19 protein-coding genes are annotated in these 23,183 nt (G+C 75.7%); 11 read left to right on the top strand and 8 right to left on the bottom strand.

The features are described 5' to 3' along the window. Positions 1–63: 63 nt before the first annotated feature. Complete coding sequence (gene glmM / locus ACZ6PY_RS11125) at positions 64–1,419, top strand: phosphoglucosamine mutase (RefSeq protein ID WP_313724450.1); 1,356 nt, start codon at positions 64–66, stop codon at positions 1,417–1,419. A gap of 46 nt (positions 1,420–1,465) precedes the next feature. On the opposite strand, the gene ACZ6PY_RS11120 is transcribed toward glmM, so the two are convergent. The 3 genes from ACZ6PY_RS11120 to ACZ6PY_RS11110 all read right to left on the bottom strand — a co-directional run bounded on the left by ACZ6PY_RS11120 (position 1,466) and on the right by ACZ6PY_RS11110 (position 7,939). Beyond that, positions 1,466–4,273, bottom strand: coding sequence for an FtsX-like permease family protein (locus tag ACZ6PY_RS11120; protein ID WP_466071260.1), 2,808 nt, complete (start codon positions 4,271–4,273; stop codon positions 1,466–1,468). A gap of 88 nt (positions 4,274–4,361) precedes the next feature. Then, the gene (locus ACZ6PY_RS11115) at positions 4,362–5,108 is read right to left on the bottom strand and encodes an ABC transporter ATP-binding protein (protein ID WP_466071258.1); all 747 of its coding nucleotides are present in this window, start codon (positions 5,106–5,108) and stop codon (positions 4,362–4,364) included. Between the two features lie 2 nt (positions 5,109–5,110). Continuing rightward, positions 5,111–7,939, bottom strand: coding sequence for an FtsX-like permease family protein (locus ACZ6PY_RS11110; RefSeq protein ID WP_466071257.1), 2,829 nt, complete (start codon positions 7,937–7,939; stop codon positions 5,111–5,113). Between the two features lie 98 nt (positions 7,940–8,037). Between ACZ6PY_RS11110 and ACZ6PY_RS11105 the strand changes: the two genes are divergently transcribed. Then, on the top strand, positions 8,038–8,640 hold the full coding sequence (locus ACZ6PY_RS11105) for a PadR family transcriptional regulator (RefSeq protein WP_466071255.1): 603 nt from the start codon (positions 8,038–8,040) through the stop codon (positions 8,638–8,640). 10 nt (positions 8,641–8,650) lie between these two features. Here ACZ6PY_RS11105 and ACZ6PY_RS11100 read toward each other — a convergent pair whose 3' ends face one another. From ACZ6PY_RS11100 to ACZ6PY_RS11090, 3 genes are read right to left on the bottom strand one after another with little or no spacing between them, the layout of a single operon-like run. Continuing rightward, complete coding sequence (locus ACZ6PY_RS11100) at positions 8,651–9,760, bottom strand: threonine aldolase family protein (protein ID WP_466071254.1); 1,110 nt, start codon at positions 9,758–9,760, stop codon at positions 8,651–8,653. Beyond that, on the bottom strand, positions 9,757–10,944 hold the full coding sequence (locus ACZ6PY_RS11095; RefSeq protein ID WP_466071253.1) for a pyridoxal phosphate-dependent aminotransferase: 1,188 nt from the start codon (positions 10,942–10,944) through the stop codon (positions 9,757–9,759). The genes ACZ6PY_RS11100 and ACZ6PY_RS11095 overlap by 4 nt, the downstream gene beginning before the upstream one ends. A 45-nt stretch (positions 10,945–10,989) precedes the next feature. Continuing rightward, positions 10,990–12,012, bottom strand: coding sequence for an MmpS family transport accessory protein (locus ACZ6PY_RS11090; protein WP_466071252.1), 1,023 nt, complete (start codon positions 12,010–12,012; stop codon positions 10,990–10,992). 292 nt (positions 12,013–12,304) lie between these two features. Here ACZ6PY_RS11090 and glmS point away from each other — a divergent pair, with 292 nt between their 5' ends. Continuing rightward, positions 12,305–14,218: a glutamine--fructose-6-phosphate transaminase (isomerizing) gene (gene glmS / locus ACZ6PY_RS11085; protein ID WP_466071251.1), complete on the top strand. Its 1,914-nt coding sequence runs from the start codon at positions 12,305–12,307 to the stop codon at positions 14,216–14,218. 64 nt (positions 14,219–14,282) lie between these two features. On the opposite strand, the gene ACZ6PY_RS11080 is transcribed toward glmS, so the two are convergent. Both ACZ6PY_RS11080 and ACZ6PY_RS11075 read right to left on the bottom strand, forming a co-directional pair. Beyond that, positions 14,283–15,959 (bottom strand): alpha/beta hydrolase, encoded by a 1,677-nt coding sequence (locus tag ACZ6PY_RS11080; RefSeq protein ID WP_466071249.1) that lies wholly within the window; start codon positions 15,957–15,959, stop codon positions 14,283–14,285. Continuing rightward, positions 15,956–16,252 carry a hypothetical protein gene (locus tag ACZ6PY_RS11075; protein WP_466071247.1) on the bottom strand — a complete coding sequence of 99 codons (297 nt, stop codon included), beginning with the start codon at positions 16,250–16,252 and terminating at the stop codon, positions 15,956–15,958. The genes ACZ6PY_RS11080 and ACZ6PY_RS11075 overlap by 4 nt, the downstream gene beginning before the upstream one ends. A 163-nt stretch (positions 16,253–16,415) precedes the next feature. On the opposite strand from ACZ6PY_RS11075, the gene ACZ6PY_RS11070 reads away from it, so the two are divergent. The 8 genes from ACZ6PY_RS11070 to rimI all read left to right on the top strand — a co-directional run bounded on the left by ACZ6PY_RS11070 (position 16,416) and on the right by rimI (position 23,183). Next, positions 16,416–16,784: a holo-ACP synthase gene (locus ACZ6PY_RS11070; protein ID WP_466071245.1), complete on the top strand. Its 369-nt coding sequence runs from the start codon at positions 16,416–16,418 to the stop codon at positions 16,782–16,784. 64 nt (positions 16,785–16,848) lie between these two features. Next, positions 16,849–18,318: an NAD(P)H-hydrate dehydratase gene (locus ACZ6PY_RS11065; protein WP_466071243.1), complete on the top strand. Its 1,470-nt coding sequence runs from the start codon at positions 16,849–16,851 to the stop codon at positions 18,316–18,318. Between the two features lie 73 nt (positions 18,319–18,391). Then, positions 18,392–19,510, top strand: coding sequence for an alanine racemase (gene alr / locus ACZ6PY_RS11060; RefSeq protein ID WP_466071242.1), 1,119 nt, complete (start codon positions 18,392–18,394; stop codon positions 19,508–19,510). Positions 19,511–19,624: 114 nt separating this feature from the next. Continuing rightward, positions 19,625–20,716: an alpha/beta fold hydrolase gene (locus ACZ6PY_RS11055; RefSeq protein ID WP_466071240.1), complete on the top strand. Its 1,092-nt coding sequence runs from the start codon at positions 19,625–19,627 to the stop codon at positions 20,714–20,716. Next, the gene (tsaE, locus tag ACZ6PY_RS11050) at positions 20,713–21,195 is read left to right on the top strand and encodes a tRNA (adenosine(37)-N6)-threonylcarbamoyltransferase complex ATPase subunit type 1 TsaE (protein WP_466071238.1); all 483 of its coding nucleotides are present in this window, start codon (positions 20,713–20,715) and stop codon (positions 21,193–21,195) included. The genes ACZ6PY_RS11055 and tsaE overlap by 4 nt, the downstream gene beginning before the upstream one ends. A 62-nt stretch (positions 21,196–21,257) precedes the next feature. Next, positions 21,258–21,959, top strand: a complete 702-nt coding sequence (ung, locus tag ACZ6PY_RS11045) for a uracil-DNA glycosylase (RefSeq protein ID WP_466071236.1) — start codon at positions 21,258–21,260, stop codon at positions 21,957–21,959. A gap of 97 nt (positions 21,960–22,056) precedes the next feature. Then, complete coding sequence (gene tsaB, locus ACZ6PY_RS11040) at positions 22,057–22,734, top strand: tRNA (adenosine(37)-N6)-threonylcarbamoyltransferase complex dimerization subunit type 1 TsaB (RefSeq protein WP_466071234.1); 678 nt, start codon at positions 22,057–22,059, stop codon at positions 22,732–22,734. Continuing rightward, positions 22,731–23,183 (top strand): ribosomal protein S18-alanine N-acetyltransferase, encoded by a 453-nt coding sequence (rimI, locus tag ACZ6PY_RS11035; protein WP_466071232.1) that lies wholly within the window; start codon positions 22,731–22,733, stop codon positions 23,181–23,183. The genes tsaB and rimI overlap by 4 nt, the downstream gene beginning before the upstream one ends.

The raw sequence follows: 23,183 nt of genomic DNA, 5'->3' as shown, positions 1-23,183 counted from the left end.
GGGAGGTGGCCCGGCCGTTCCGCTTTCTCCTCTCATCGGCAGTTCCATCGGAGGTTGGCGGGTATGGGCCGGTTGTTCGGCACGGACGGCGTACGCGGGCGGGCGAACGCGGATCTCACCCCGGAATTGGCGCTCGCGGTGGCGGTAGCCGCCGCCCACACGCTGGCCGAGACCGACAAGAGCCATCCGCCGCTCGCCGTGGTGGGCCGGGACACCCGGGCCAGCGGCGAGATGCTGGAGGCCGCCGTGGTCGCCGGGCTGACCAGCGCCGGCGCCAACGTGGTGCGGGTCGGCGTGCTGCCCACCCCCGCGGTGGCGTTCCTGACCGCCGAGGCCAAGGCCGACCTGGGCGTCATGCTCTCCGCCTCGCACAACCCCATGCCGGACAACGGCATCAAGCTCTTCGCCGCCGGCGGGCACAAGCTGCCCGACGAGATCGAGATGCGGATCGAGGCCGCCGTCGAGGCGAACGCCACCACCGCCTGGGAGCGCCCGATCGGCGCCGGGGTCGGCCGGGTGCACGACCTGCTCGACGGCGCCGACCACTACGTCCAGCACCTGGTCGGCACCGTGCCGCACCGGCTGGACGGGATCAAGGTCGTGGTCGACTGCGCCAACGGCGCGGCCGCCGACGTCGCCCCCGTGGCGTACCGGGAGGCCGGCGCCGAGGTCATCGCCATCTACGCCGAGCCGGACGGCCTGAACATCAACGACGAGTGCGGCTCCAACCACATCGAGGCGCTGCGTGCCGCCGTGGTCGAGCACGGCGCGCACCTCGGCATCGCCCACGACGGCGACGCCGACCGCTGCGTCGCGGTCACCGCCGACGGCGACGAGGTCGACGGCGACCAGGTCATGGCGATCCTCGCGCTGGCCATGCGGGAGGCCGGCGAGCTGACCCAGGACACCCTGGTCGCCACCGTGATGAGCAACCTCGGCCTGCGGCTGGCCATGTCCGCCCAGGGCATCCGGCTGGTCGAGACCAAGGTCGGCGACCGGTACGTGCTGGAGGAGCTGCGCGCGTCCGGCCTGGCGCTCGGCGGCGAGCAGAGTGGACACATCGTGATGCCGGCGTACGCGACCACCGGCGACGGCGTGCTCACCGGCCTGCACCTCATGTCGCGGATGGCCGCCACCGGCAAGTCCCTCGCCGACCTGGCCGGCGTGGTCACCAAGCTGCCCCAGGTGCTGATCAACGTGCCGGTCGGCGACCGCACCGTCGGCGCCGCCGCGCCGGCCGTCCGCGCCGAGGTGGACCGGGCCGAGGCCGAGCTGGGCGAGACCGGCCGCGTGCTGCTCCGCCCGTCGGGCACCGAGCCGCTGGTCCGCGTCATGGTCGAGGCGGCCACCGAGTCGACCGCCCGATCGGTGGCCGAGCGCATCGCCGAGCAGGTCCGCACCGCCAGCCCGGTCGCCTGACCCGGCTACCCGCGCGGCCGGGTGCTGCTCGTCGTCGGGTCGATGCTCACTCCTCGGCCAGCAGCCGTGCGGTGGGCAGGCGGCGCAGCAGCGCGGCCGGGACGAGTGCCGCCAGGCAGGTGACCAGCACTCCGGCCAGCGCCACGGTGGCGGCTACCGCCACCAGCGCCGCCGGCAGGTCGCCGACCAGCCAGGCCGCTCCGCCGAGGCCGAGGCCGGCGCCGGTGACCGCGCCGAGTGCGCCGAGCGCGAAGCCCTCGTAGCCGATCAGGCGGCCGAGCATCCCGTCGGTCCAGCCGGTGGCCTGAAGGGTGGCCAGCTCGGCGGCGCGGTCGCGGATGTTCAGGTAGAGCACGTCGGCCACGGCGGCGGATCCGAGCAGGACGGTGGCCACCGCGGCGAGGACGTCCGCGCCGCGCACGCTCAGCGACACCGTGTCGCCGAGCAGGCTGCCGACGACGGCACCGCGGAAGGCGTAGGTGACGGCGGCGACCAGGGTCAGCGCGGCCACCCCGATGGCCAGTGCGCCGGCGCCGAGCAGCGTGCGCCCGGGAGTGCGAGCCAGGTTGACGAGAGCCAGGCCGGCGATCGTCCGGGCCCGACGGGAGCGCAGGGTGTGGGCCACGGGCGGGCGCAACGCGGCCGCGGGGTGAGCGCGCGCGGCCCGCAGCGCGGGTGTCAGCCCCGCCGCCAACGCCAGCAGCAGGGCCACCGGTACGGCGAGCAGGGCGCGCCGCCCGTCGACGTCGATGCCGAGGGCGGTGCCGAGGGGTATCGCGAGGCCGACGGCGAGCAACCCGGCGCCGACGCCCAGGGCGGCGACCTCACCGAGGACGAGTGCGCCGATGCGGCGGGCGGGCCAGCCGAGACAGGCCAGCACGGCGAGTTCGGGGCGGCGGTCCCGGACCGCGGCGGAGACGGCGTTGCCGAGGAAGAGTACGCAGACCACCAGCACCAGCAGGAAGAGGACGGCGCTCTTCCGATCCACCGCTCTGGTGATCACCGTGGCGACGCCGAGGGCCGACCAGTTCTCGGTCAGCCGCAGGTCCGGGCGGCCGACGGCGCCCGCGGGCAGCTCCACGGTCTGCGGGGCCGGGGAGGAACCGAGGGTGATGTCCACGTCGAGGCCGGTGGTGGTGGCGATCCGTTCGGCGGTCAGCCGGACCTGCTCGGCGGAGCGTTCGCTGTAGCCGTCGACGTCGGCCACCCGGACCCGGATCGCGCTGATCGGCGCGGTGCGCTGCGGACTGCTGCCGCCCTTGAGCAGCTCCGGCACCGCGGCGAGGGTGGCCAGCAGCAGCGGCGGGGCGGACAGGTAGCCGGCGGGATTGCCGCTCGGCTCCAGCGGCGACCCGCCCAGGGCCGCACGGCTGCGGTCGTCGGCGCTGGTGGCCCGGGGCGGCTCGTACGTCTCCAGCGGCACCTTGCCCAGATCGCTGAACCCGGTCAGCTTCTCCGGGTCGAAGAGGCCCACGGACCGCCAGTTCCGCGCGGTGGTCAGGGACCGCCCGGACGTGGGCAGACCGAGCGCGGCCAGCGGCCGGAACGGGGTGTCCTCGGTGAGCCAGGGACGCGGCGTCGCGATCCCCAGGTCGGTCCCGACGTACACCTTGGGGTTCGGGGCCGCCGGCCGGGCGCGGAGGCTGCCGTCCGGCATCTGGTCGTAGCTGGTCTGGCCGGGCTGCACCACGCGGGCGAGCTGACCGGCGCAGCATTCCTCAGCGACGGTGAGCTGCGCCCGGTAGGCGGCCGCCACCTCCTGCTCCGACCCGCCCGCGGGAACGGTCGGCGCGCCGCGCAACACCCGGGCCAGGTCGTCCGGCTCGACGTCGCCGATGCTGCCGGGCGGCACGATGCGGTGCCAGGTGGTGCGTACCGTGCCGTCCAGGTAGGGCCGGGCGCTGACCAGCACGGGCAGGGTGTGCATTGTCGTGCCCGACGTTCGCCTCGTCCGGAGGGTGTCGGCGGCGGTGAGTGGCCGGCCCTCCACGACCGCTCCGGACAGGCCGACCAACCGTTGCTCGGCGTCCGGGTCGACGGCCGCGAGCAGGAACGGCACCGTGACCCTCGGCCGGACGACGAGCCGATCCGACTCTTCGGCCGGCGGCGAGGCGGGAGCGCGGCTCTCGAATCGCCCGTCGGGCAGCAGCCGGAACGCCTCGATCGACCAGGTCTGCCGGTCGGTGAGGGTGTTCATCGACGGGGCGAGATACCAGCGCGGGTCGCAGATGGGCGCGCTCCGTCCGCGGGACAGGACCTCCCGCGGCACGTCCCCGCAGAGCAGGGAGTTGTAGCGCCGGCCGTCGCTGTACGGGATGGCGTCGGCCCGGAACCCCTCGTCGGTGCGCGGATAGAGGAGCGGATGTGTGGTGACGTACACGTAGATCGGTTCCGCGACGACGTGACTCAAGCCGCGTTCGGCGAGGAAGGTGCGGTCGACCCGGATCACCTGGCGGTCCAGCGAGCGGTCGACGGCGTCGGTGAGGTCGAGCGGCAGCTCGACCTGGGTGGTGGAGTGCCCGAGCATGGCGATCGGAGCGGCGACGTCCACCCCCTCGACGGCCTTGACCTGGTCGTACCGTGCGGTGGTGATGCCGCCGTAGCTGCCGGAGAGGTAGTTGGGCCGGACCAGGCCACGCTCCGCCTCCAGCGGGGTGCGTGTCCCCTTCGGACGGACCAGGATGTCGTAGGCGGCGCGGGTGTTGCGCTCGACGGTGCCGGTGACGGCGAGCCGGGAGGTGGTGGTGGCGCCGGTGAGGACGACGAAGCCGGTGGTGGCCACCAGTACGCCGACCAGCAGCGCCACCGACCGTCCCGCGCGGCCACGAAGCTGCCCCCAGATGACGTGGAACATGTCGCGCCTCTCCCTGTGCTGACTCACACTGGCTGACCTCTGCGGAGTCCGCCGCACCGCGTCCGGCACCCCTGAACGGCGGCGCCGGTCAGAGCCGCAGCCGGGTGGCGCGGTCGAAGGTGTCGGCCGGGTCCTCCCCGTCGGTGAGGTCGACGTCCTCCACGACCTGCCCGTCGGCGAGGCGGACCAGGCGGTCGCACCGGGCGGCGATGGCCCGTTCGTGGGTCGCGAGCAGGATCGTCATGCCGTGCCGGTCGCGCAGGTCGAGCAGCAGGTCGAGGATCTGTGCGCCGGTCGTCGAGTCGAGGTTGCCGGTCGGCTCGTCGGCCAGCAGCAGCCGGGGCGCGCCCATCAGCGCCCGGGCGATCGCCACCCGCTGCTGCTGGCCGCCGGAGAGCTGGGCGGGCAGCGCGCGTTCCCGGCCGGCGAGCCCCACCGCGTCCAGCAGCTCCCGGGCGCGGACCGCGTGGTCGGCGCGGCCCCGGCGGGGCAGCACCGGCGCGATCACGTTGTCCAGCACGGTCAGGGCCGGTAGCAGGTGGTAGCGCTGGAAGACGAAGCCGACCCGCTGGCGGTACCGGGCCAGCGCGGCCCGGCGCAGGCCGGTGACCTCCACGTCGTCCACCGTCACGGTGCCCCGGTCCGCCTGCTCGATCGCGCCGATGAGGTGCAGCAGCGTGGACTTGCCGGAGCCGCTCGGCCCGGTCAGCGCCACCACCGATCCCGGCGCGATCTCCAGCGACACGTCGTCGACGGCGGTGAGCCGCTCGGTGCCGCTGCGGAACTGCCGGACCAGCCCGGCGGTGCGTACCGTACTGCCCGTCGTCGCATCCATTGTCACTCCTCTGCCAGCAGTCGTGCGGTGGGAAGGCGGCGCAGCAGCGCGGCCGGGACGAGCGCCGCCAGGCAGGTGGCCAGCACCCCGGCCAGCGCCACGGTGGCGGCCACCGCCACCAGCGCCGCCGGCAGCTCGCCGACCAGCCAGGCCGCCCCGCCGAGCCCGAGGGCGGCCCCGGTGACCGCGCCGAGCGCGCCGAGCGCGAAGCCCTCGTAGCCGATCAGGCGACCCAACGCGGCGTCGGTCCAGCCGGTGGCGCGCAGCGTGGCCAGCTCGGCGGCGCGGTCGCGGATGTTCAGGTAGAGGACGTCGGCGACCGCCGCCGCCCCGAGCAGGACCGTGGCCACGGCCGCCAGGGTGTCCGCGCCGCGTACGCCGAGCGACACGGTGTCGCCGAGCAGGCTGCCCACGATGGCGCCGCGGAAGGCGTACGCGGCGGCGGCCACCAGCGTCAGGGCGGCCACCCCGATGGCCAGCGCGCCCGCGCCGAGCACGGTGCGACCGGGAGTGCGGACCAGGTTCACCAGGGCCAGGCCGGGCAGGCTGCGCGGCCGGCGTACCCACCGCGCTGTGGCCACGGGCGGGCGGAGCGCGGCGGCCGGGTGGGCGCGCGCCGCCCGCAGCGCGGGCGCCAGGCCGGCGGCGAGCGCGAGCAGCAGCGCCACCGGTACGGCGAGCGACGCCCGCCGCCAGTCGACGCCGATGCCGAGGGCGGCGCCGAGCGGTACGGCGAGCCCGAGCGACAGCAGCCCGGCGGCGAGGCCGAGCAGGGCGACCTCGCCGAGGATGAGTGCCCCGATCCGGCGGGCCGGCCACCCGAGGCAGGCCAGCACCGCCAGTTCGGCGCGGCGGTCCCGGACGGCGGCGGAGACGGCGTTGCCGAGGAAGAGCACACAGACCACCAGCACCAGCAGGAACAGCACGGCGCTCTTGCGGTCCACCGCCTGGACGATCGTCGAGGCGACACCCAGTGCCGACCAGTTCTCGGTCACCCGCAGGTCGGGGCGGCCGAACGCGCCGCCGGGCAGCTCCACGGTCTGCGGGGCGGCGGACGAGCCCAGCGTGATGTCGACGTCCAGGCCGGTCGCCCGGTTGATCTGCTCGGCGATCAGCCGGACCCGCTCCGCGGCCTGCTCGCTGTATCCGTCCACACCGGCCACCCGCACCCGGATCGCGCTGATCGGCGCGCCGCGTTGCGGGCTGTTGCCGCCCTCCAGCAGCTTCGGCACGCTGGCGAGGTTGACCAGCACCAGCGGCGGCACCGAGAGGTAGCCGGCCGGATTGCCGCTCGGTTCCAGGGGCCGCCGGCCGAGCGCCGTGCGGCTGGCGTCGTCCGCGCCCTCGGCGCGCGGCGCCTCGTACGTCTCCAGCGGGACCGTGCCCAGGTCGCTGAAGCCGGTCAGCTTCTCCGGGTCGAACACCCCGGCGGCCTGCCACTGGTGGTACTGGGTGGCCGCGCCACCTTCCTTCCCGGCGACGGCCCGGACCGGCCGGAAGCCGGTGTCCTCGGCCAGCCAGGGCCGGGGCAGGAAGTTGAAGGTGAACTGATTGCCGTACACCTCGGGGTTCGCGGGCGGCACCGGGTCGGCGCGCAGGGTGCCGTCGGGCAGCTCGCGGTAGGTCACCGGCCCCGCCTGGATGACCCGCTGGAGCTGGCCACGGCAGCAGGCGTCCTCGGCGACCCCCTTCGTGAGCTGGGCGCGGTAGGCGGTGTCCGCGTCGACCTCGGCGGAGCCGGCCGGGATCCCGGTGGCGCGGCCCAGGGTCTGCTCGAGTTCGATCGCCGGCACGGTGGCCGGCCGGGCCGTGGGCAACCGGGTGAACCGGGCGCGCACCGTGCTGTCGAAGAAGAGACGGTTGGTGACCAGCGCCGGTGCGGTACGGGTCAGCATGGTGCCGCCACGGTGCTCGGCCACCGGGTCGCCGGCCCGGACCGGCCGCCCGCTGACCACCGCGGCGTCCAGTCCGACGAGCTGGTTCTCGGCGACCGGGTCGATGGCGGCGACCAGCAACGGCACGGTCAGCTGGTAGGTGAGCACCAGGCGGTCGGTGGTGGTGGGGGCGCTGTCCCGCGTGAGCAGGCCGTTGGCCGCTTCGAACCGGCCGTCCGGCAGCAGCCGCACCGAGTCCAGGCTCCACACCTCCCGCTCGGAGAGGGTGGCCGGACCGGCCTGCAGCCCGCCGAACATCGGATCGCAGATCGGGCGGCTCGCTCCGTCCGGGAGCACCTCTCGCGGGACGGGCCCGCACACGCTGTCCCACGCGTACGACCGGCCGTCGGTGTACGGCGTCGCCTGCTCGCCCAGGTCGCCGTCGAAGCGGGGGTAGATGAGGCGGTGCTTCGTCACGTACACGTAGCGCGGCTTGGCCGGCGCGGTGGAGAGGCCGCGTTCGGCGACGAAGGTGGGGTCGACGCGGATCACCTGCCGGTCCAGGCTCCGGTCGACGGCGTCGGTGAGGTCGAACGACATGGGCACCGGTGCGGTGGAGTGGCCCAGCATCGCGATGGGCGCGGCCACGTCGACGCCGCCCACCGCCTTGACCTGCGCGTACTGGGCCGTGGTGATGCCACCGAAGAGGCCGGAGAGGTAGTTGGGGCGGACCAGCCGCCGCTCGACCTCCAGCGGGGTGCGCGTCCCCTTCGGGCGGACCAGGATCTGGTACGCCGCCCCGGTGTTCCGCTCGACCGTGCCGGTGACGTCCAGTCGGGAGGTCGTGGTGGCCCCGGTCAGGACGGTGAAGCCGGTGGTCGCCACCAGCACGCCGACCAGCAGCGCCACCGACCGTCCGGCACGGCCACGAAGCTGCCCCCAGATGACGTGGAACATTCGCGCCTCCCCGTGTGCTGACTCACACTGTGCGCGATACATTGTGACAATGCAAGGCCCCTCCGGGGCGCCTGTCCGGAACCGGATCGGAGGAGACGGTGGCGATCCAGCACGCGGTCCTGGCCCTGCTCGCCCGCGGCACCAGCTACGGCTACGAGCTCAAGGGCGCCTTCGAGGGGGCCGTCGGCCCGCAGTGGGGCCCGCTCAACATCGGGCACCTCTACCAGATCCTCGACCGGCTGTCGCGGGACGGCCTCGTGGTCGCCGAGCGGCACGCCCAGCCGGTGAAGCCCGACCGGGTGGTCTACGAGATCACCCGGGCCGGCCGGACCGAGCTGGACCGCTGGCTCGCCGAACCCAGCCCGCGCAGCGGCGGCTTCCGGGACGACTTCTTCCTGAAGGTCACCGCCGCCGCCCGGTCCGGCGAGGCCACCACCGTCCGCACCGTGCTGACCAACCAGCGCGGCCACCTCATGCGGGAGCTGCGCAACCTCGACGGGTTGCGCCGCGGCTCCGAGGACCCGGTGGTCCGGCTGCTGCTCTCCGCCGCCGCCCGGCACGTCGAGGCGGACCTCGCCTTCGTCGACGACGCCGAGTCGGCGCTGCTCGCCGACGGGGGTGCCGTGCTCCGGGCGCTGGCGACCGACCGGCCGGGCCCGGCGACGGCAGCGGAGGACGGCCCGGCCCGGTCCGCCGGCTGACCCGTCCGGGTCAGCGGGAGGCGACCCGGCGGAGGAACCGGTCGGCCAGGTCGAGGATCCGGTCGGGGCCCAGCTCCAGCGCCGGGCCGGCCACCGTCACCTCGGTCAGCGCCAGGCCGGGCACCTCGGTGTCCCGCCAGCCGCCGGCGAACCACGCCTTCTCCTCTTCGGCGAGCGCGAGGTTGGCGGCGTCCAGCGCTTCGGCCGGATGCGGCAGCCAGAGCCGGAACTGGTGGGTGTGCGGCGGGGCCGGGTGGACCCGCGCGCCCGGCAGGGTGGCCAGCGCCTCGGCCACCACCTTCGCGTGCGCCACGTAGCCGGCCAGCCGCGGCAGCTCCCCCGCCAGCCCGGCGAGCGCGGCGAGGGCCGCCGGCCACTGCTGGAACAGGGTGCCGCCGTAACGGTGCCGCCAGGCGCGGGCGTACCGGACCAGCTCGGCGTCGCCGGCCAGCGCCGCGCCCGAGTGGCCGCCCAGGGACTTGTAGAACGAGACGTACGTGCTGTCCGCCAGGGCCGCGACCTCGGCCGCCGGGTGCCCGAGGTGGACGGTGGACTCCCAGAGCCGGGCGCCGTCCAGGTGCACCCGGGCGCCGCGCTCCCGGGCCGCGGCGACCACCGCCACCAGTTCGTCCCAGCTCGGCAGCACGAATCCGGCGTCCCGCAGCGGAAGCTCCAGGAAGAGCGTGCCGATCGGCTCGTCGAGCGCGGCCACCTCCTCGGCCGTCGGGTTGCGCGGCGCCGCCGTGGTCCGCACCGCCCGCAGGCCACCGAGCACCGCGTACGCGTCGCGCTCGTGCACCAGCGGGTGGCTGAGCGGGTGCAGGCCGACGGCGTCCCGGCCGGTCAGCTCGGCGCCGTAGCGCATCGCCACCTGCTGGGCCATCGTGCCGGTGGGGAAGAGGGCCGCCGCCTCCACGCCCAGCAGCTCGGCGACCCGCCGTTCGAGCTGCTCCACCGCCCCGCCCTCGCCGTAGAAGTCGGGCAGCAGGTCGTCGGGGACGGCCGCCCCGAGGGCCGCGAGCTGCTCCCGCACCGAGGCCGGCCGGACGCCGGACAGGACGGTGTCGCAGTCGCGCTGGGCGGCGAGCCGGCGCATCCGCTCGGCGTACGCGTCGGTCATGCGTCCTCCTTGAGCCGGCGCAGCCGGGTGACCGCCTCGGCGAGCACCTCGGGCCGCTTGCAGAACGCGAACCGGACCAGCCGCCGGCCGGCCTCCGCGTCGTCGTAGAAGACCTGGGTCGGCACCGCCACCACGCCGCAGCGTTCCGGCAGCGAGCGGCAGAACTCCACCCCGTCCCACCCGCCGAGCGGGGTGACGTCGGCCGTGACGAAGTACGTCCCCTCCGGCGCGAGCACCCCGAACCCGGCGTCGGTGAGCCCGGCGACGAGCTGGTCCCGCCGCCGCTGCATCCCGTCCCGGAAGTCCGCGAAGTACGCGTCCGGCAGGCCGAGCGCGACCGCCACGGCCGGTTGCAGCGGCCCGGCGTTGACGAAGGTGAGGAACTGCTTCACCCGCAGCACGGCGGCGACCAGCGGCGCCGGGCCGCTCACCCAGCCGACCTTCCAGCCGGTGCAGGAGAACGTCTTGCCCGCCGAGGAGATGCGCAACGTCCGCTCGTGCATGCCGGGGAGCGTCGCCAGCGGCACGTGCCGGGCGGCGGCGTCGGTGAAGACTAGATGCTCGTAGACCTCGTCGGTGAGCGCGTACGCGCCGTGCTCCTGGCACAGCTCGGCGACCAGGGCCAGCTCGTCGGCGGTGAACACCTTGCCGGTCGGGTTGTGCGGGCTGTTCAGCAGCACCAGCCGGGTGCGCGGCCCGAACGCGGCGCGCAGCTCCGCCGGGTCGAACGCGTACCGGCCGTCGGCGGCGGGACGCAGCGTCACCGGGCGGCGGACCGCGCCGGCCAGGGCGATCGAGGCCGCGTACGAGTCGTAGTAGGGCTCGAAGCAGACCACCTCGTCACCCGGCTCGCAGAGGGCGAGGATGCTCGCCGCGATGGCCTCGGTGGCGCCCGCCGTCACCACGATCTCGCCGTCCGGGTCGTACTCCAGGCCCCAGAAGCGGCGCTGGTGTGCCGCGACGGCCGCGCGCAGCGCCGGGATGCCCGGGCCGGGCGGGTACTGGTTGTGGCCGGAGCGCAGGGCCTCGGCGGCCGCGGCGAGCATCTCCGGCGGGCCGTCGGTGTCGGGGAAGCCCTGCCCGAGGTTGACCGCGCCGGTGCGCACGGCCAGCGCGGACATCTCGGCGAAGATGGTGGTGCCGAACGGCCGCATCCGGGCCACCAGCGGATCGGTCGTCGTCACGCCGGCCAGCCTACGGCCCGGCGCCGACGCCGCAAGACCACCGCGTCACCAGCCGAAGCAGGTCGCGCCGTACTCGCCGGAGTCCTGCGAGACGACCTTCCCGTCGATGGTGATCCGGCAGCTCGCCTCGCCCGAATCGGTGGGCGAGGCGATGATCTGCACCCGCTCCCGGTCGTTCGCGGTGAACGCCAGCCGCCACGGCGACCGCACCCCGTCGACCTGGAGGAAGTCGGCGTTGGCGTCGTAGAACTGCACGTCTACGGTGCCGGCGCCGGTCGCCTCGTAGACCACGGTGAACCGCCCGCGCCCGCCGGACGGGGTGGTGGCGGGGATCGGCGGCGCGCCCTCCGTGGGGTCCCCCGCGAGGCCGTCGTCCGGCTCGTCGAACTCCGGGTCGTAGGGCTGCCCGGAGCTGGCCGAGTCGTCGAGGAAGCTGCCGAGCACGCCGAGGCCGACGCAGCCGCAGAAGGCGAGCACCAGGGCGACGACCACGGTCACCGCGACGGCGACGACCCATCCGCCCGTCGACCGGCGCGGCGCCGCCCCGGGGTACGAGTACGGCGGCGGGTAGCCGGCCGGCGGCCATCCCGGCCCGGAAGCGCCGCCGGGCCAGGGTGGCGCCGGCGGGCCGGCCGGGTACCCCGGCGGGCCGACCGGGTACCCCGGCGGGGTGGCCGGGCGCGGCGTGCCACCCGGGACGCTCGGACCGGAGGGCGGCGGTGCTGCTCCCGGGGCGGCCCAGCCCGCCGGGCCCGGCGCGGCGCCCGGGCTCGTCCAACCGGTCGGGCCGGGTGCTGCCGTCGGGTCCGTGCCCGGGCCGGGCGGTGGGGGCGTCCCGGGGGCGTCCGGGGCGGCGGACCCGTGCTGCGGCCACGGGCCCGGCGGAGCGGATCCGGGCGGGGCCCACGGGCTGGGGGTCCAGGGCGTGGGGGCCCAGGGGGCGGGTGGCGCCCAGGGCTGCGGGGCGGCGAGCGGGTCCGGCGGGGTCCAGGTGGTGGGTTCCGGAGCGGTCGGGTCGCTGGGGCCGTCGCTGTTCCCCCGGTCCGGGGTGGGGGTCGTCTCGGACATCGTTCAGCTCGCAGGGACGGCGCGGACGACCGCGGGACGGGCGGGTCGGAGGCGTGGCCCCGACCGGGGCCCTCAATGTACGGCCCGCCGACCGGCCGGCGCGTCCCCCGTACGCGCCGGTCCCGCCGGAACCCGTCCTCGGTCGATGGGTCGGCCCGCGCCAGCATGGCCGTGCCCGGATGCGAGGTTTGTCTGATCCTCGCCATCCGCACACCCGTTCGCTCAAATTCAGTGATCGTTTACCCGGCTTCCGAGCACACGTGGTGAGCGAAACTGGGTTAGGCTGCGGACCATGTGTGGAATCGTGGGTTACGCCGGTGCGCGCCCGGCGCTCGGCATCGTGCTGGACGGACTGCGGCGGCTGGAGTACCGCGGCTACGACTCGGCGGGCGTCGCCGTCGTCTGCGACGACGAGCTGCTGATCGAGAAGAAGGCCGGCAAGCTGGCGAACCTGGAGAAGGTTCTCGCCGAGCGCGCCGCCTCCGACCCCGAGTCCTGCGCCGCCAGCCCGATCGGCATCGGCGACGGCACGACCAGCATCGGCCACACCCGGTGGGCCACCCACGGCGGCCCGACCGACCGCAACGCCCACCCGCACCTCTCCCCGGACAGCCGGGTCGCCGTGATCCACAACGGCATCATCGAGAACTTCGCGAAGCTCCGGGCCGAGCTGGAGGCCGACGGCGTCGAGTTCACCAGCGACACCGACACCGAGTGCGCCGCGCACCTGCTCGCCCGTTCCCTGGCCGACCTGCGCTCGGCCGGCGAGGTCGACAGCCCCCAGCTGCTCGCCTCCGCCATGCGGCTGGTCTGCCAGCGGCTGGAGGGCGCCTTCACGCTGCTCGCGGTCGACGCCGGCATCCCCGGCGCGGTGGTCGGCGCCCGGCGCAACTCGCCCCTCGTGGTCGGCCGCGGTGACGGCGAGAACTACCTGGCCAGCGACGTGGCCGCGTTCATCGAGCACACCCGCGACGCGGTCGAGCTGGGCCAGGACCAGATCGTCCTGATCACCCCGGACAGCATCGAGATCACCGACTTCGCCGGCCAGCCCGCGACCGGCAAGGACTTCCACATCGACTGGGACTCGTCGGCCGCCGAGAAGGGTGGCTACGACTGGTTCATGCTCAAGGAGATCGAGGAGCAGCCGCAGGCGATCGCCGACACGCTGCTCGGCCGGCTCACCGAGAGCGGCGAGATCGCCCTCGACGAGGTCCGCCTCAGCGAGCAGGACCTGCGCGACGTCGACAAGATCTTCATCGTGGCCTGCGGCACCGCCTACCACGCCGGTCTCGTCGCCAAGTACGCCATCGAGCACTGGACCCGGATTCCCTGCGAGGTGGAGCTGGCCAGCGAGTTCCGCTACCGCGACCCGGTGCTGGACCGGTCCACGCTGATCGTGGTGATCTCGCAGTCCGGCGAGACCATGGACACCCTGATGGCGCTGCGCCACGCCAAGGAGCAGAAGGCCCGGGTGCTGGCCATCTGCAACACCAACGGCTCGACCATCCCGCGCGAGTCCGACGCCGTGCTCTACACGCACGGCGGCCCGGAGATCGCGGTCGCCTCCACCAAGGCCTTCCTCACCCAGGTCGTCGCCTGCTACCTGATCGGCCTGCACCTGGCCCAGGTGCGCGGGATCAAGTTCGCCGACGAGGTGGGCGCGGTGGTGGCCCAGCTCCAGGAGATGCCGGGCAAGCTGCGTGAGCTGCTCGACCGCATCGAGCCGGTCCGCGAGCTGGCCCGCGACCTGAAGTCGGAGCCGACCGTGCTGTTCATCGGCCGGCACGTCGGCTACCCGGTGGCCCTCGAAGGCGCGCTGAAGCTCAAGGAGCTGGCGTACATGCACGCCGAGGGCTTCGCCGCCGGCGAGCTGAAGCACGGCCCGATCGCGCTCATCGACAAGGGCACCCCGGTCATCTGCATCGTGCCGTCGCCGGTCGGCCGGGGCATGCTGCACGACAAGGTCGTCTCCAACATCCAGGAGGTGCGCGCCCGCGGCGCCCGCACCATCGTGATCGCCGAGGAGGGCGACGAGGCGGTGGTCCGCTACGCCGACCACCTGATCTACGTGCCGCGCACGCCGACGCTGCTGGCGCCGCTGGTGACCACGGTGCCGCTCCAGGTGCTCGCCGCCGAGATCGCCGCCGCCCGGGGGCACGACGTCGACCAGCCCCGGAACCTCGCCAAGTCGGTCACCGTCGAGTAGTCGACCGGTCGCGGCCCCTCCGTCCCACGGCGGAGGGGCCGCGCCGTCTCCGGCCCCGGCGCGGTCACCGGCCCAGCACGATCCGGGCCATCCCGTCCAGCGCGGGGTTGCCGGGGTCCCAGTAGCCGGCGTGCCCGTGGGGCCCGCTCGGGAAGCGCCGGCCCCCGAAGCCGGGGGAGCTCGGGTCCGCGCCGAACCAGAGCCGGTCGCCGTGCGGATCGAGCAGCGCGGCCGCCGGGCCGAGCGGCGTGCCGGCCAGCACCGCCCGACGGGCCAGCTCGTCGGGCGGCCGGGCCAGCCGGATCACGTCATCCGGCGCGGTGGCGGCCCAGACCTGGCCGGGCGGCATGCGCAGCTCGGTCGCCCGGTCGACGCCCACTCCGGGAGAGCCCACGAAGACCAGGGCGTCGGCGCTCAGCCCGTGGTCCCGCGCCGCGGTGCCGACCACCACCGAGCCGTAGCTGTGCCCCAGCACGGTCTGCCGGGCGGGCGGCCCCTCGTGCGAGGCGCGCAGCCCCTCCTGGAACCGGTGCAGGGCCGGCCCGGCGTCCTCGGCCTGCCGCCCGCGCGCCGCCTCGGGCAGGAAATCCGGCGCGTCGTAGTCCAGCCAGAGCACGGCCGCCGCCTCCGTGCCCGGGTCGACCGCCGCGCACCGGTCCAGCACCCGGGCGGCCCGGCCCAGCTCGCCCGGTGCGTCGGCGAGGTCCGCGGTCATCCCCGGCACGTAGGTCAGCACCGCGCCGGCCCGGTCCGGGTTGCCGAGCGCCACCACCGCCCGCCCGTCCCCGGCCGGGTCCAGCCCCAGCAGGTACGCGCGCGGCGCACCGGGCGAGGCCAACCGCTCGCCGAGCCCGTCGAGGCCGCGCAGCGCCGCCTCCACGGCGGCGAGCCGGGCCAGCCGGGCCAGTTCGAGGGGCCCGGCCGGCCGCGGGCGCAGCAGCCCGGCGCGCCGCCGCACCAGCTCGGCCCGACGCCGGGCGAGCAGCAGCCGGTTGGCCTGGTCGCGGGCCGCCACGGGCACCCCGTCGAGACGGCCGACCCGGTCCGGCTCGCGGCCGACCAGCCACCGGCGCTCCGCCGGGGTGAGGCCGGCCCACCACCGGCCCACCTCGGCCGGTCCGGCCCCGGGTGGTGGTCGCCAGGCCGGCGGGACGCTCACCCAACCGGTCACCGCCGCCGTCGCCAGCTCCGCCAGGCGGCCTGCGGCCTCCCGGTCCGCCGCACCGGCCAGCGCCAGCGCGGCCCGGATCTCGGCGCCGACCTGCGCCACCGCCGGGCCGGCCAGCCAGGCGGGCCGGGGGCGGGCCGGATCGGGCCGCACCGCCCCGGCCCGGTCCACCAGCAGGTTGCCGGCGTCGGCGTGCGCCACGGCGGCACCGAGCCGGGCCCTGGCCGCGGCCACCCGGGCGGCGAACTCGGCGAGCACCTGGTCGACCTCGACGAGCGCGGGCAGCACGTCGGTCAGCGCCGTGCGCAGCTCGCCGATCCGGCCCTGCGCGGTGGCCGAGGCCGCGCCCGACCAGCCCGGACGCAGGGCGCCGATCCGGGCGTCAAGCCCGTCGGCCCGGCGCCCGACCGGGCCGGTGAGTGCCCGCCAGGCCGCGCCGGCGGCGGCCCAGGCCCCCGGGTCGGCCCGCCAGAGCTGCGCGTAGCCGACCGGCGGCACGTCGGCCGCCCGCTCGCCCAGCCGGTCCGGTCGGTGCGCTCGCCCGGCCGGCCGGAAGCCGGCGGCCGCGCTCACCGGGGAAGCCCGGCCAGACGGCGGGCGGCCCGCTCGTCCACCGCCTCGTAGCCCTCGGCCGCGGCCCGGACCGCCTCTGCGGTGGTCGCCACCCGCGCGGCGAGCGACCCGCACCAGCGCTGCACCGCGGCCTCCAGCTCGGCCAGCGTCGCCCCGGCCCGCCAGCCGTCGGCCGGCACCACGAGCCCCGGGCCGGTGGCCGGGCCGCGGGCCAGCCGGTAGGCGTCGTCGGCCAGCTCCCGGGCCACCCCGCGCAGCAGCTCAGGCTCGACGCTGAACGGCTCCTCGGCCATGCTGACCTCCCTGCGACCCGGCGGACGGACAGCGGCGACGCTACGGCCGGGCGGATTGCCCACGCCGGCCCTGTGGACAACGGGCGGTGGGGCGTACCCCCGGTTTTCCACAGGGGTCGTCCACGGCTGATCCGCGGCCCGCAGCGCCGGTAGGGTGAGGTCCGTGATCGTGGCTGTCGGCATCGACGTCGTGCTGGTGGACCGGTTCGCCCGGTCCCTGGCGCGCACGCCGTCGCTCGGCGACCGGCTCTTCACCGAGGCCGAGCGCCGCACCGGCTCCGGCACCCCGCGCTCGCCGGAGTCGCTGGCCGCCCGGTTCGCGGCCAAGGAGGCGGTGGCCAAGGCGCTCGGCGCGCCGGCCGGGCTCAACTGGCACGACTGCGAGGTCGCCTCCGACCCGGACGGCCGCCCCTGGCTGACCGTGTCCGGCACGGTGGCCGCCGCGGCGGCCGAACGCGGGATCAACCGCTGGCACCTGTCGTTGTCGCACGACGGCGGGATCGCGTCGGCCATGGTGGTCGCGGAACAGTGAGCCGACCCGGCGGGCCGGCCGGCCGGTCCGGGACGAACAGGACGAACGGACGGGACGGGGTGGCATGAGACCGGTGTGGCGGGTCGCGGACGTACGCGCGGCGGAGGCGGGCCTGATGGGCACCCTGCCGCCCGGGGCGCTCATGCAGCGGGCCGCCGCCGGGCTGGCCCGCCGCTGCGCGCTGCTGCTCGGCGAGCGGGGCGGTGTCTACGGCGCCCGGGTGCTGCTGCTGGTCGGCTCCGGCGACAACGGCGGCGACGCCCTCTACGCGGGCGCGCACCTGGCCCGCCGGGGCGCGGCGGTCGCCGCCCTGCTGCTCACCCCCGGCCGGGCGCACGGTGAGGGGCTGGCCGCGCTGCGGGCCGCCGGCGGGCGCGTCGTCGACCGGCCGCCGGCCGTGGTGGACCTGGTGCTCGACGGGATCGTCGGGATCGGCGGCACCGGCGGGCTCCGGGAGACCGCCGACCAGCTCGCCGCGAGCCTCGCGGAGCGGATCGGGCGGGACGGCACGCGGGCCACGGTGGTCGCCGTGGACGTGCCGAGCGGCGTCGCGGTGGACACCGGGCACGTGCCGCTCACGGCCTCCGGCCGGCCCTGCGCGGTGCGCGCCGACGTGACGGTCACCTTCGGCGCGCTCAAGCCGGCCCTGGTGGTCGGCCCGGCCGCGCCGCTCGCCGGGCACGTCGAGCTGGTCGACATCGGGCTGGCGCCCTGGCTGCGCGGCACCCCGGCGCTGCGCGTCACCGAGTGGTCCGACCTGGTCGACTGGTGGCCCCGGCTCGGCCCGTCCTCGGAGAAGTACAGCCGGGGCGTGGTCGGGGTGGCGACCGGCTCGGCGACCTACCCGGGCGCGGCGGTGCTCTCGGTGAGCGGCGCCCTCTCCGGCCCCACCGGCATGGTCCGCTACGCGGGCGGCGCCCGCGCCGAGGTGCTGCACCAGCACCCGTCGGTGATCGCCACCGAGCGGGTCGCCGACGCCGGCCGGGTGCAGGCCTGGATCTGCGGCTCCGGTCTGGGCACCGGCGAGGCGTCGGCCGCCGAGTTGCGCGCGGTGCTCGCCGCGCCGGTGCCGGTGGTGCTCGACGCCGACGCGCTCACCCTGCTGGTCGACGGCAAGCTGGCGGACCGGCTGCGCGGGCGGGACGCGCCGATCGTGGTGACCCCGCACGACCGCGAGTACGCCCGGCTGTGCGGCGAGACCCCGGGAGCGGACCGGGTCGGGGCGGCGCTGCGGCTGGCCGCCTGGATGAACGCGGTGGTGCTGCTCAAGGGCGACCGGACGATCATCGGCACCCCCGACGGCCGGGCCTACGTCAACCCGACCGGCACCCCGGTGCTGGCCACCGGGGGCACCGGCGACGTGCTGGCCGGGCTGCTCGGCTCGCTGCTCGCCGCCGGGCTGGCTCCGGAGCGGGCGGCCGCCGCGGCGGCGTACCTGCACGGGCTGGCCGGCCGGGAAGCGGCGCGCGGCGGCCCGGTGACCGCACCCGACGTGGCGACCGCGCTGCGCCCGGTGCTGGCCCGCCTGCCCTGACCACGGCGGCGGCCGACAGGCCGGCCGCGCGGCTCGCGGCCACGGTGATCACCCGCGGAAGTAGGCTGAGGGCATGTGGCAGTCGGAGGTGCGCGTCGACCTGGACGCGATCCGGGAGAACGTGGCCCGGCTCAAGTCGGGCACCAGCGCCGAGCTGATGGCGGTCGTCAAGGCCGACGGCTACGGCCACGGCATGGTGCCGGCGGCCAACGCGGCGCTCGACGCCGGGGCGGACTGGCTCGGCGTCTGCACCCTCGACGAGGCGCTCCTGCTGCGGCAGCAGGGGGTGACCGCGCCCGTGCTGGCCTGGCTGCTCGACCCGGGGCTGCCGCTGCACGACGGGGTCGCGGTCGGTGTCGACCTGGGCTGCGCCAGCCTCACCCAGCTCGACGAGATGATCGAGGCGGGCCGGCGGGCGGACCGGCCGGCCCGGCTGCACCTCAAGATCGACACCGGGCTGTCCCGCGGCGGAGCCACCGTGGCCGACTGGCCGGCGCTGCTGGAGGCCGCCGCGAAGGCGCAGGCCGACGGCCTGGTCGAGGTGGTCGGCGTGTGGAGCCACTTCGTGTACGCCGACTCGCCCGGCCACCCCACCACGGACCGGCAGTTGGCGGTGTTCCACGAGGGGCTGGAGATGGTGGAGCGGGCCGGGTTGCGCCCCCGCTACCGGCACCTGGCCAACTCGGCCGCCACGCTGACCCGCCCGGACACCCACTTCGACCTGGTCCGGCCCGGCCTGGCCGTCTACGGCCTCTCCCCGATCGAGGGCGAGCGGTTCGGCCTGCGCCCGGCGATGACCGCCCGGGCCCGGGTGATGCTGACCAAGCGGGTCCCGGCCGGCACCGGCGTCTCGTACGGCCACACCTACCGGACCGAGCAGGAGGCGAACCTGGCGGTCGTCCCGCTCGGCTACGCCGACGGGGTGCCCCGGCACGCCTCCAACACCGGCCCGGTGCAGCTCGGCGGCAAGCGGCGGACCATCTCGGGGCGGGTCTGCATGGACCAGTTCGTCGTCGACTGCGGCGAGGACGAGGTGGCCGCCGGGGACGTGGCCACGCTCTTCGGCAGCGGCGCGGACGGCGAGCCCACCGCCGACGACTGGGCCGAGGCGGTCGGCACCATCAACTACGAGATCGTGACCCGGTTCGGCGGTGTCCGGGTGCCCCGCGTCTACGACGGCGAGCGGCCGTGAGCGCGAGGAGTGAGCCGGGTTTGCGAGCCCCGCAGTCGCGAGCCGGGGTGGCACGGTGAGCGCGAGGAGTGAGCCGGGGTTGCGAGCCCCGCAGTCGCGAGCCGAGGTGGCACAGTGAGCCAGCGGTTCCGGGTTCCCCGGCCGCGGACCGCCGCCGGCCGGGTCGCCGGGGTGGTCGGCGCGGCGCTCGGGGTGGCCGCCGCCGGGCTCGCCGCCGGGGTGGTGAGTGAGCGGGTCCTGGTCCGCCGCCTCAAGTCCGACCCCGCGGATCCCTACGCCGACGAGGTCTTCGGCGAGCTGCGCCACGACGCGGCGTACGCGCTGGAGATGCCGGACGGCACCGACATCCACGTGGAGGTGGTCGAGCCGACCCGTCCGGTCGCCGGGCACCCGACCGTGGTGCTGGTGCACGGCTTCTGCCTGGACATGGGCACGTTCCACTTCCAGCGCAAGCTGCTCGCCGCGCGCGGCGACTACCGGATCGTCGCCTACGACCAGCCCGGGCACGGCCGCTCCGGGAAGCTGGAGGGCGGCGACTACGACCTGGCCGCGCTGGGCCACACCCTGCGCCGGGTGATCGACGAGGTGGCCCCGGAGGGGCCGCTGGTGCTGATCGGTCACTCGATGGGCGGCATGACGATCATGGCGCTGGCCGAGCTCTACCCGGAGCTGTTCGGCGACCGGGTGGTCGGCACGGTGCTGATGGCCACCTCGGGCGGGCTGCTCGCGGAGACCAAGCTGGTGGCGCCCGCGCTGCTCGGCCGGGTCGGTGCGCCGGTGATCTACATGATGAGCAACGCCACGCGGTACGGCGGCCCGGTGATCGACAAGGCCCGCAAGTCGACGTCCAACGTGGCCTGGCTGCTCACCCGCAGGTACGGCTTCGGCACGGCGAAGCCCAGCCCGGCCCTGGTGTCGTACGTCGAGACGATGAACTCCCGCACGTCGGCCGACACGGTCACCCGCTACCTGCGCACCCTGGCCACGCACTCCCGGTTCCCGGCCCTGGCCGCGCTGGCCGGCACGCCGGTGCTGGTGGTCGTGGGGGACAAGGACATGATCACGCCGGTGACCCACTCCGAGGAGATCGTGCGGCGGCTGCCGCACGCCGAGTTCGTGAAGATCCACGACAGTGGGCACGTGGTGATGCTGGAGCACGCCGACCAGGTGAACGCGGCGCTGGAGAGGTTCCTGGGGTCGCTGTGAGCGAGGTGCTGGAGCTGAAGACCGTCGACGACACCCACGAGTTCGGCCGCCGGCTGGCCGGTGTGCTGCGCGCCGGTGACCTGCTGCTGCTCAGCGGCCCGCTGGGCGCCGGCAAGACGGCGCTGACCCAGGGCATCGGCGCCGGCCTCGGTGTGCGCGGCGACGTCACCTCGCCGACCTTCGTGATCGCCCGGGTGCACCGGCCGGATCCGGCCCGGGGCGGCCGGGTGAGCCTGGTGCACGCCGACGCGTACCGGCTGGGGGAGTCGGCCGACCCGCGCGCCGAGATCGACGACCTGGACCTGGACGCCTCGGTGGACGAGGCGGTCACCGTGGTCGAGTGGGGCGAGGGGATGGTCGAGCAGCTGGTCGACGCCCATCTGCGGGTGCGCATCGACCGGCGGGACGACGACACCCGGGTGGTCACCCTGGAGCCGGTCGGTGGCGACTGGGCGCGGCGCCTGGCCACCCTGGACTGACCCTGTGTCGTACCCGCTGCCTACAGTGCCGGGGACCGATCCGACGCGGTGAAAGGCTGCCGATGCCCGACGACGCTCCCACCCTCGACCTGTTGGCGCTCCTCCCGGACGCCTGGCGGGCGGCGCTCACCCCGCACCTCGACCCGGCCCGCACCGCGGCGCTGGCCGAGTTCGTCGCCGGGGAATACGCGACCCGCGCGGTCTTTCCGCCGGTCGAGGACCTGTTCTCCGCCTACCGGCTGTGCGGGCCGGCGGAGACCCGGGTGCTGATCCTCGGGCAGGACCCCTACCACAAGGCGGGGCAGGCGCACGGGCTGAGCTTCAGCGTGCGCGAGGGCGTGGCCGTGCCGCCGTCGCTGCGCAACGTCTTCAAGGAGCTGGGCGAGGACCTGGGCGTGCCGAAGCCGGCCGGCGGCAACCTCAGCGGCTGGGCGGGGCAGGGCGTGCTGCTGCTCAACGCGGTGCTCACGGTCCGGCAGGCCACCCCGGGCTCGCACGCCAACAGGGGCTGGGAGGAGTTCACCGACGCCACCATCCGGGCCCTCGACGCGCTCGACCGGCGGGTGGTCTTCCTGCTCTGGGGCAGCTACGCGCGCAAGAAGGCCGCCCTGGTCACCAACCCGCACCACGTGGTGCTGGAGGCGGGCCACCCGAGCCCCATGAACCCGCGCGGCTTCCTGGGCAGTCGCCCGTTCAGCGCCGCCAACAAGGCGCTCGCCGACGCCGGCCTGCCCACGATCGACTGGGAACGCACCGCCGGCTGACCGTCGAGCCGGCACCGCCGTCCGCGCTCCGAGCGCAGCGGTGACGGGGGAGGGGCGTCACCGCCGGTAACCGGTGCGGCGGCTAGGCTGGCATACCGTGCTCGTACTCGTGGTGGACTCCTCGACGCCCGCGGTGACCGCGGCGCTGGTCGAGGTCTCGGCGGACGGCGTCGCGGCCCGCGCGCAGCGGTGCACGGTCGACGCCCGGGCGCACGGCGAGCTGCTCGCCCCGCAGGTCGACGCGGTGCTTGCCGATGTCGGCGCCCGCCCCGCCGACCTGGCCGCGATCGTCGCCGGGCTCGGTCCCGGGCCGTTCACCGGGCTGCGGGTCGGCCTGGTCACGGCCGCCACGATGGGGCAGGTGCTCGGCATCCCCACGTACGGGGTCTGCTCGCTGGACGGGATCGGGCACCCGGCGGCCGCCGGCGAGCCGGTGCTGGCGGCCAGCGACGCCCGCCGCCGGGAGGTCTACTGGGCCGTCTACGACGGCGCCGGCCAGCGCATCGCCGGGCCGAACGTGGACATCCCGGCGGTGGCCGCCGAGCGGGCCCGGGGCCTGGCCGTCACGGTGGCGGTCGGTGACGGCGCGCACCGGTACGCCGACGTCCTCGGCCTGCCGGTCCGGGAGGAGCCGCGGTACCCGGACGCCCTGGCGCTGGCCCGCCTGGCCGCCGAGCGGATCCGCGCGGGCGCACCCGGCGAGCCGCTCACCCCGCTCTACCTGCGCCGCCCGGACGCGGTCGCGGCCACCGGCCACAAGCCGGTGCTGCAATGAGCCAGGTGCGTCTGGGCCGGTTCCGCTGGTGGCACGTCGACCAGGTGCTGCCGCTGGAGGCGGACCTGTTCGGCGCCGAGCGGTGGTCCGCGGCGATGTTCTGGAACGAGCTGGCCAGCGGCCATCACTACCTGGTCGCCACCGACGACGACGGCACGGTGCTCGGCTACGCCGGGCTGATGGTGGCGCCGCCCGACGAGGCGTGGGTGCAGAACGTCGCGGTCCGCCGCGACGCCCAGCGCCGGGGGATCGGCCGGCTGCTGCTGGAGGCGCTGCTGGCCGAGGCGGCCCGGCGCGGGGTGCGCAGCACCCTGCTGGAGGTCGCCGCCGACAACGCGCCCGCGCAGCGGCTCTACGCGATGTACGGCTTCGAGCCGATCGGCGTACGCCGCGGCTACTACCAACCGAGCAACACCGACGCGCTGGTCATGCAGCGCAACGAGGACTGA

The organism is Micromonospora sp. NPDC048907 (assembly GCF_055586885.1).
The sequence above is the reverse complement of the archived record's forward strand: the minus strand, read 5'-3'. Positions and strand labels throughout refer to the sequence as shown.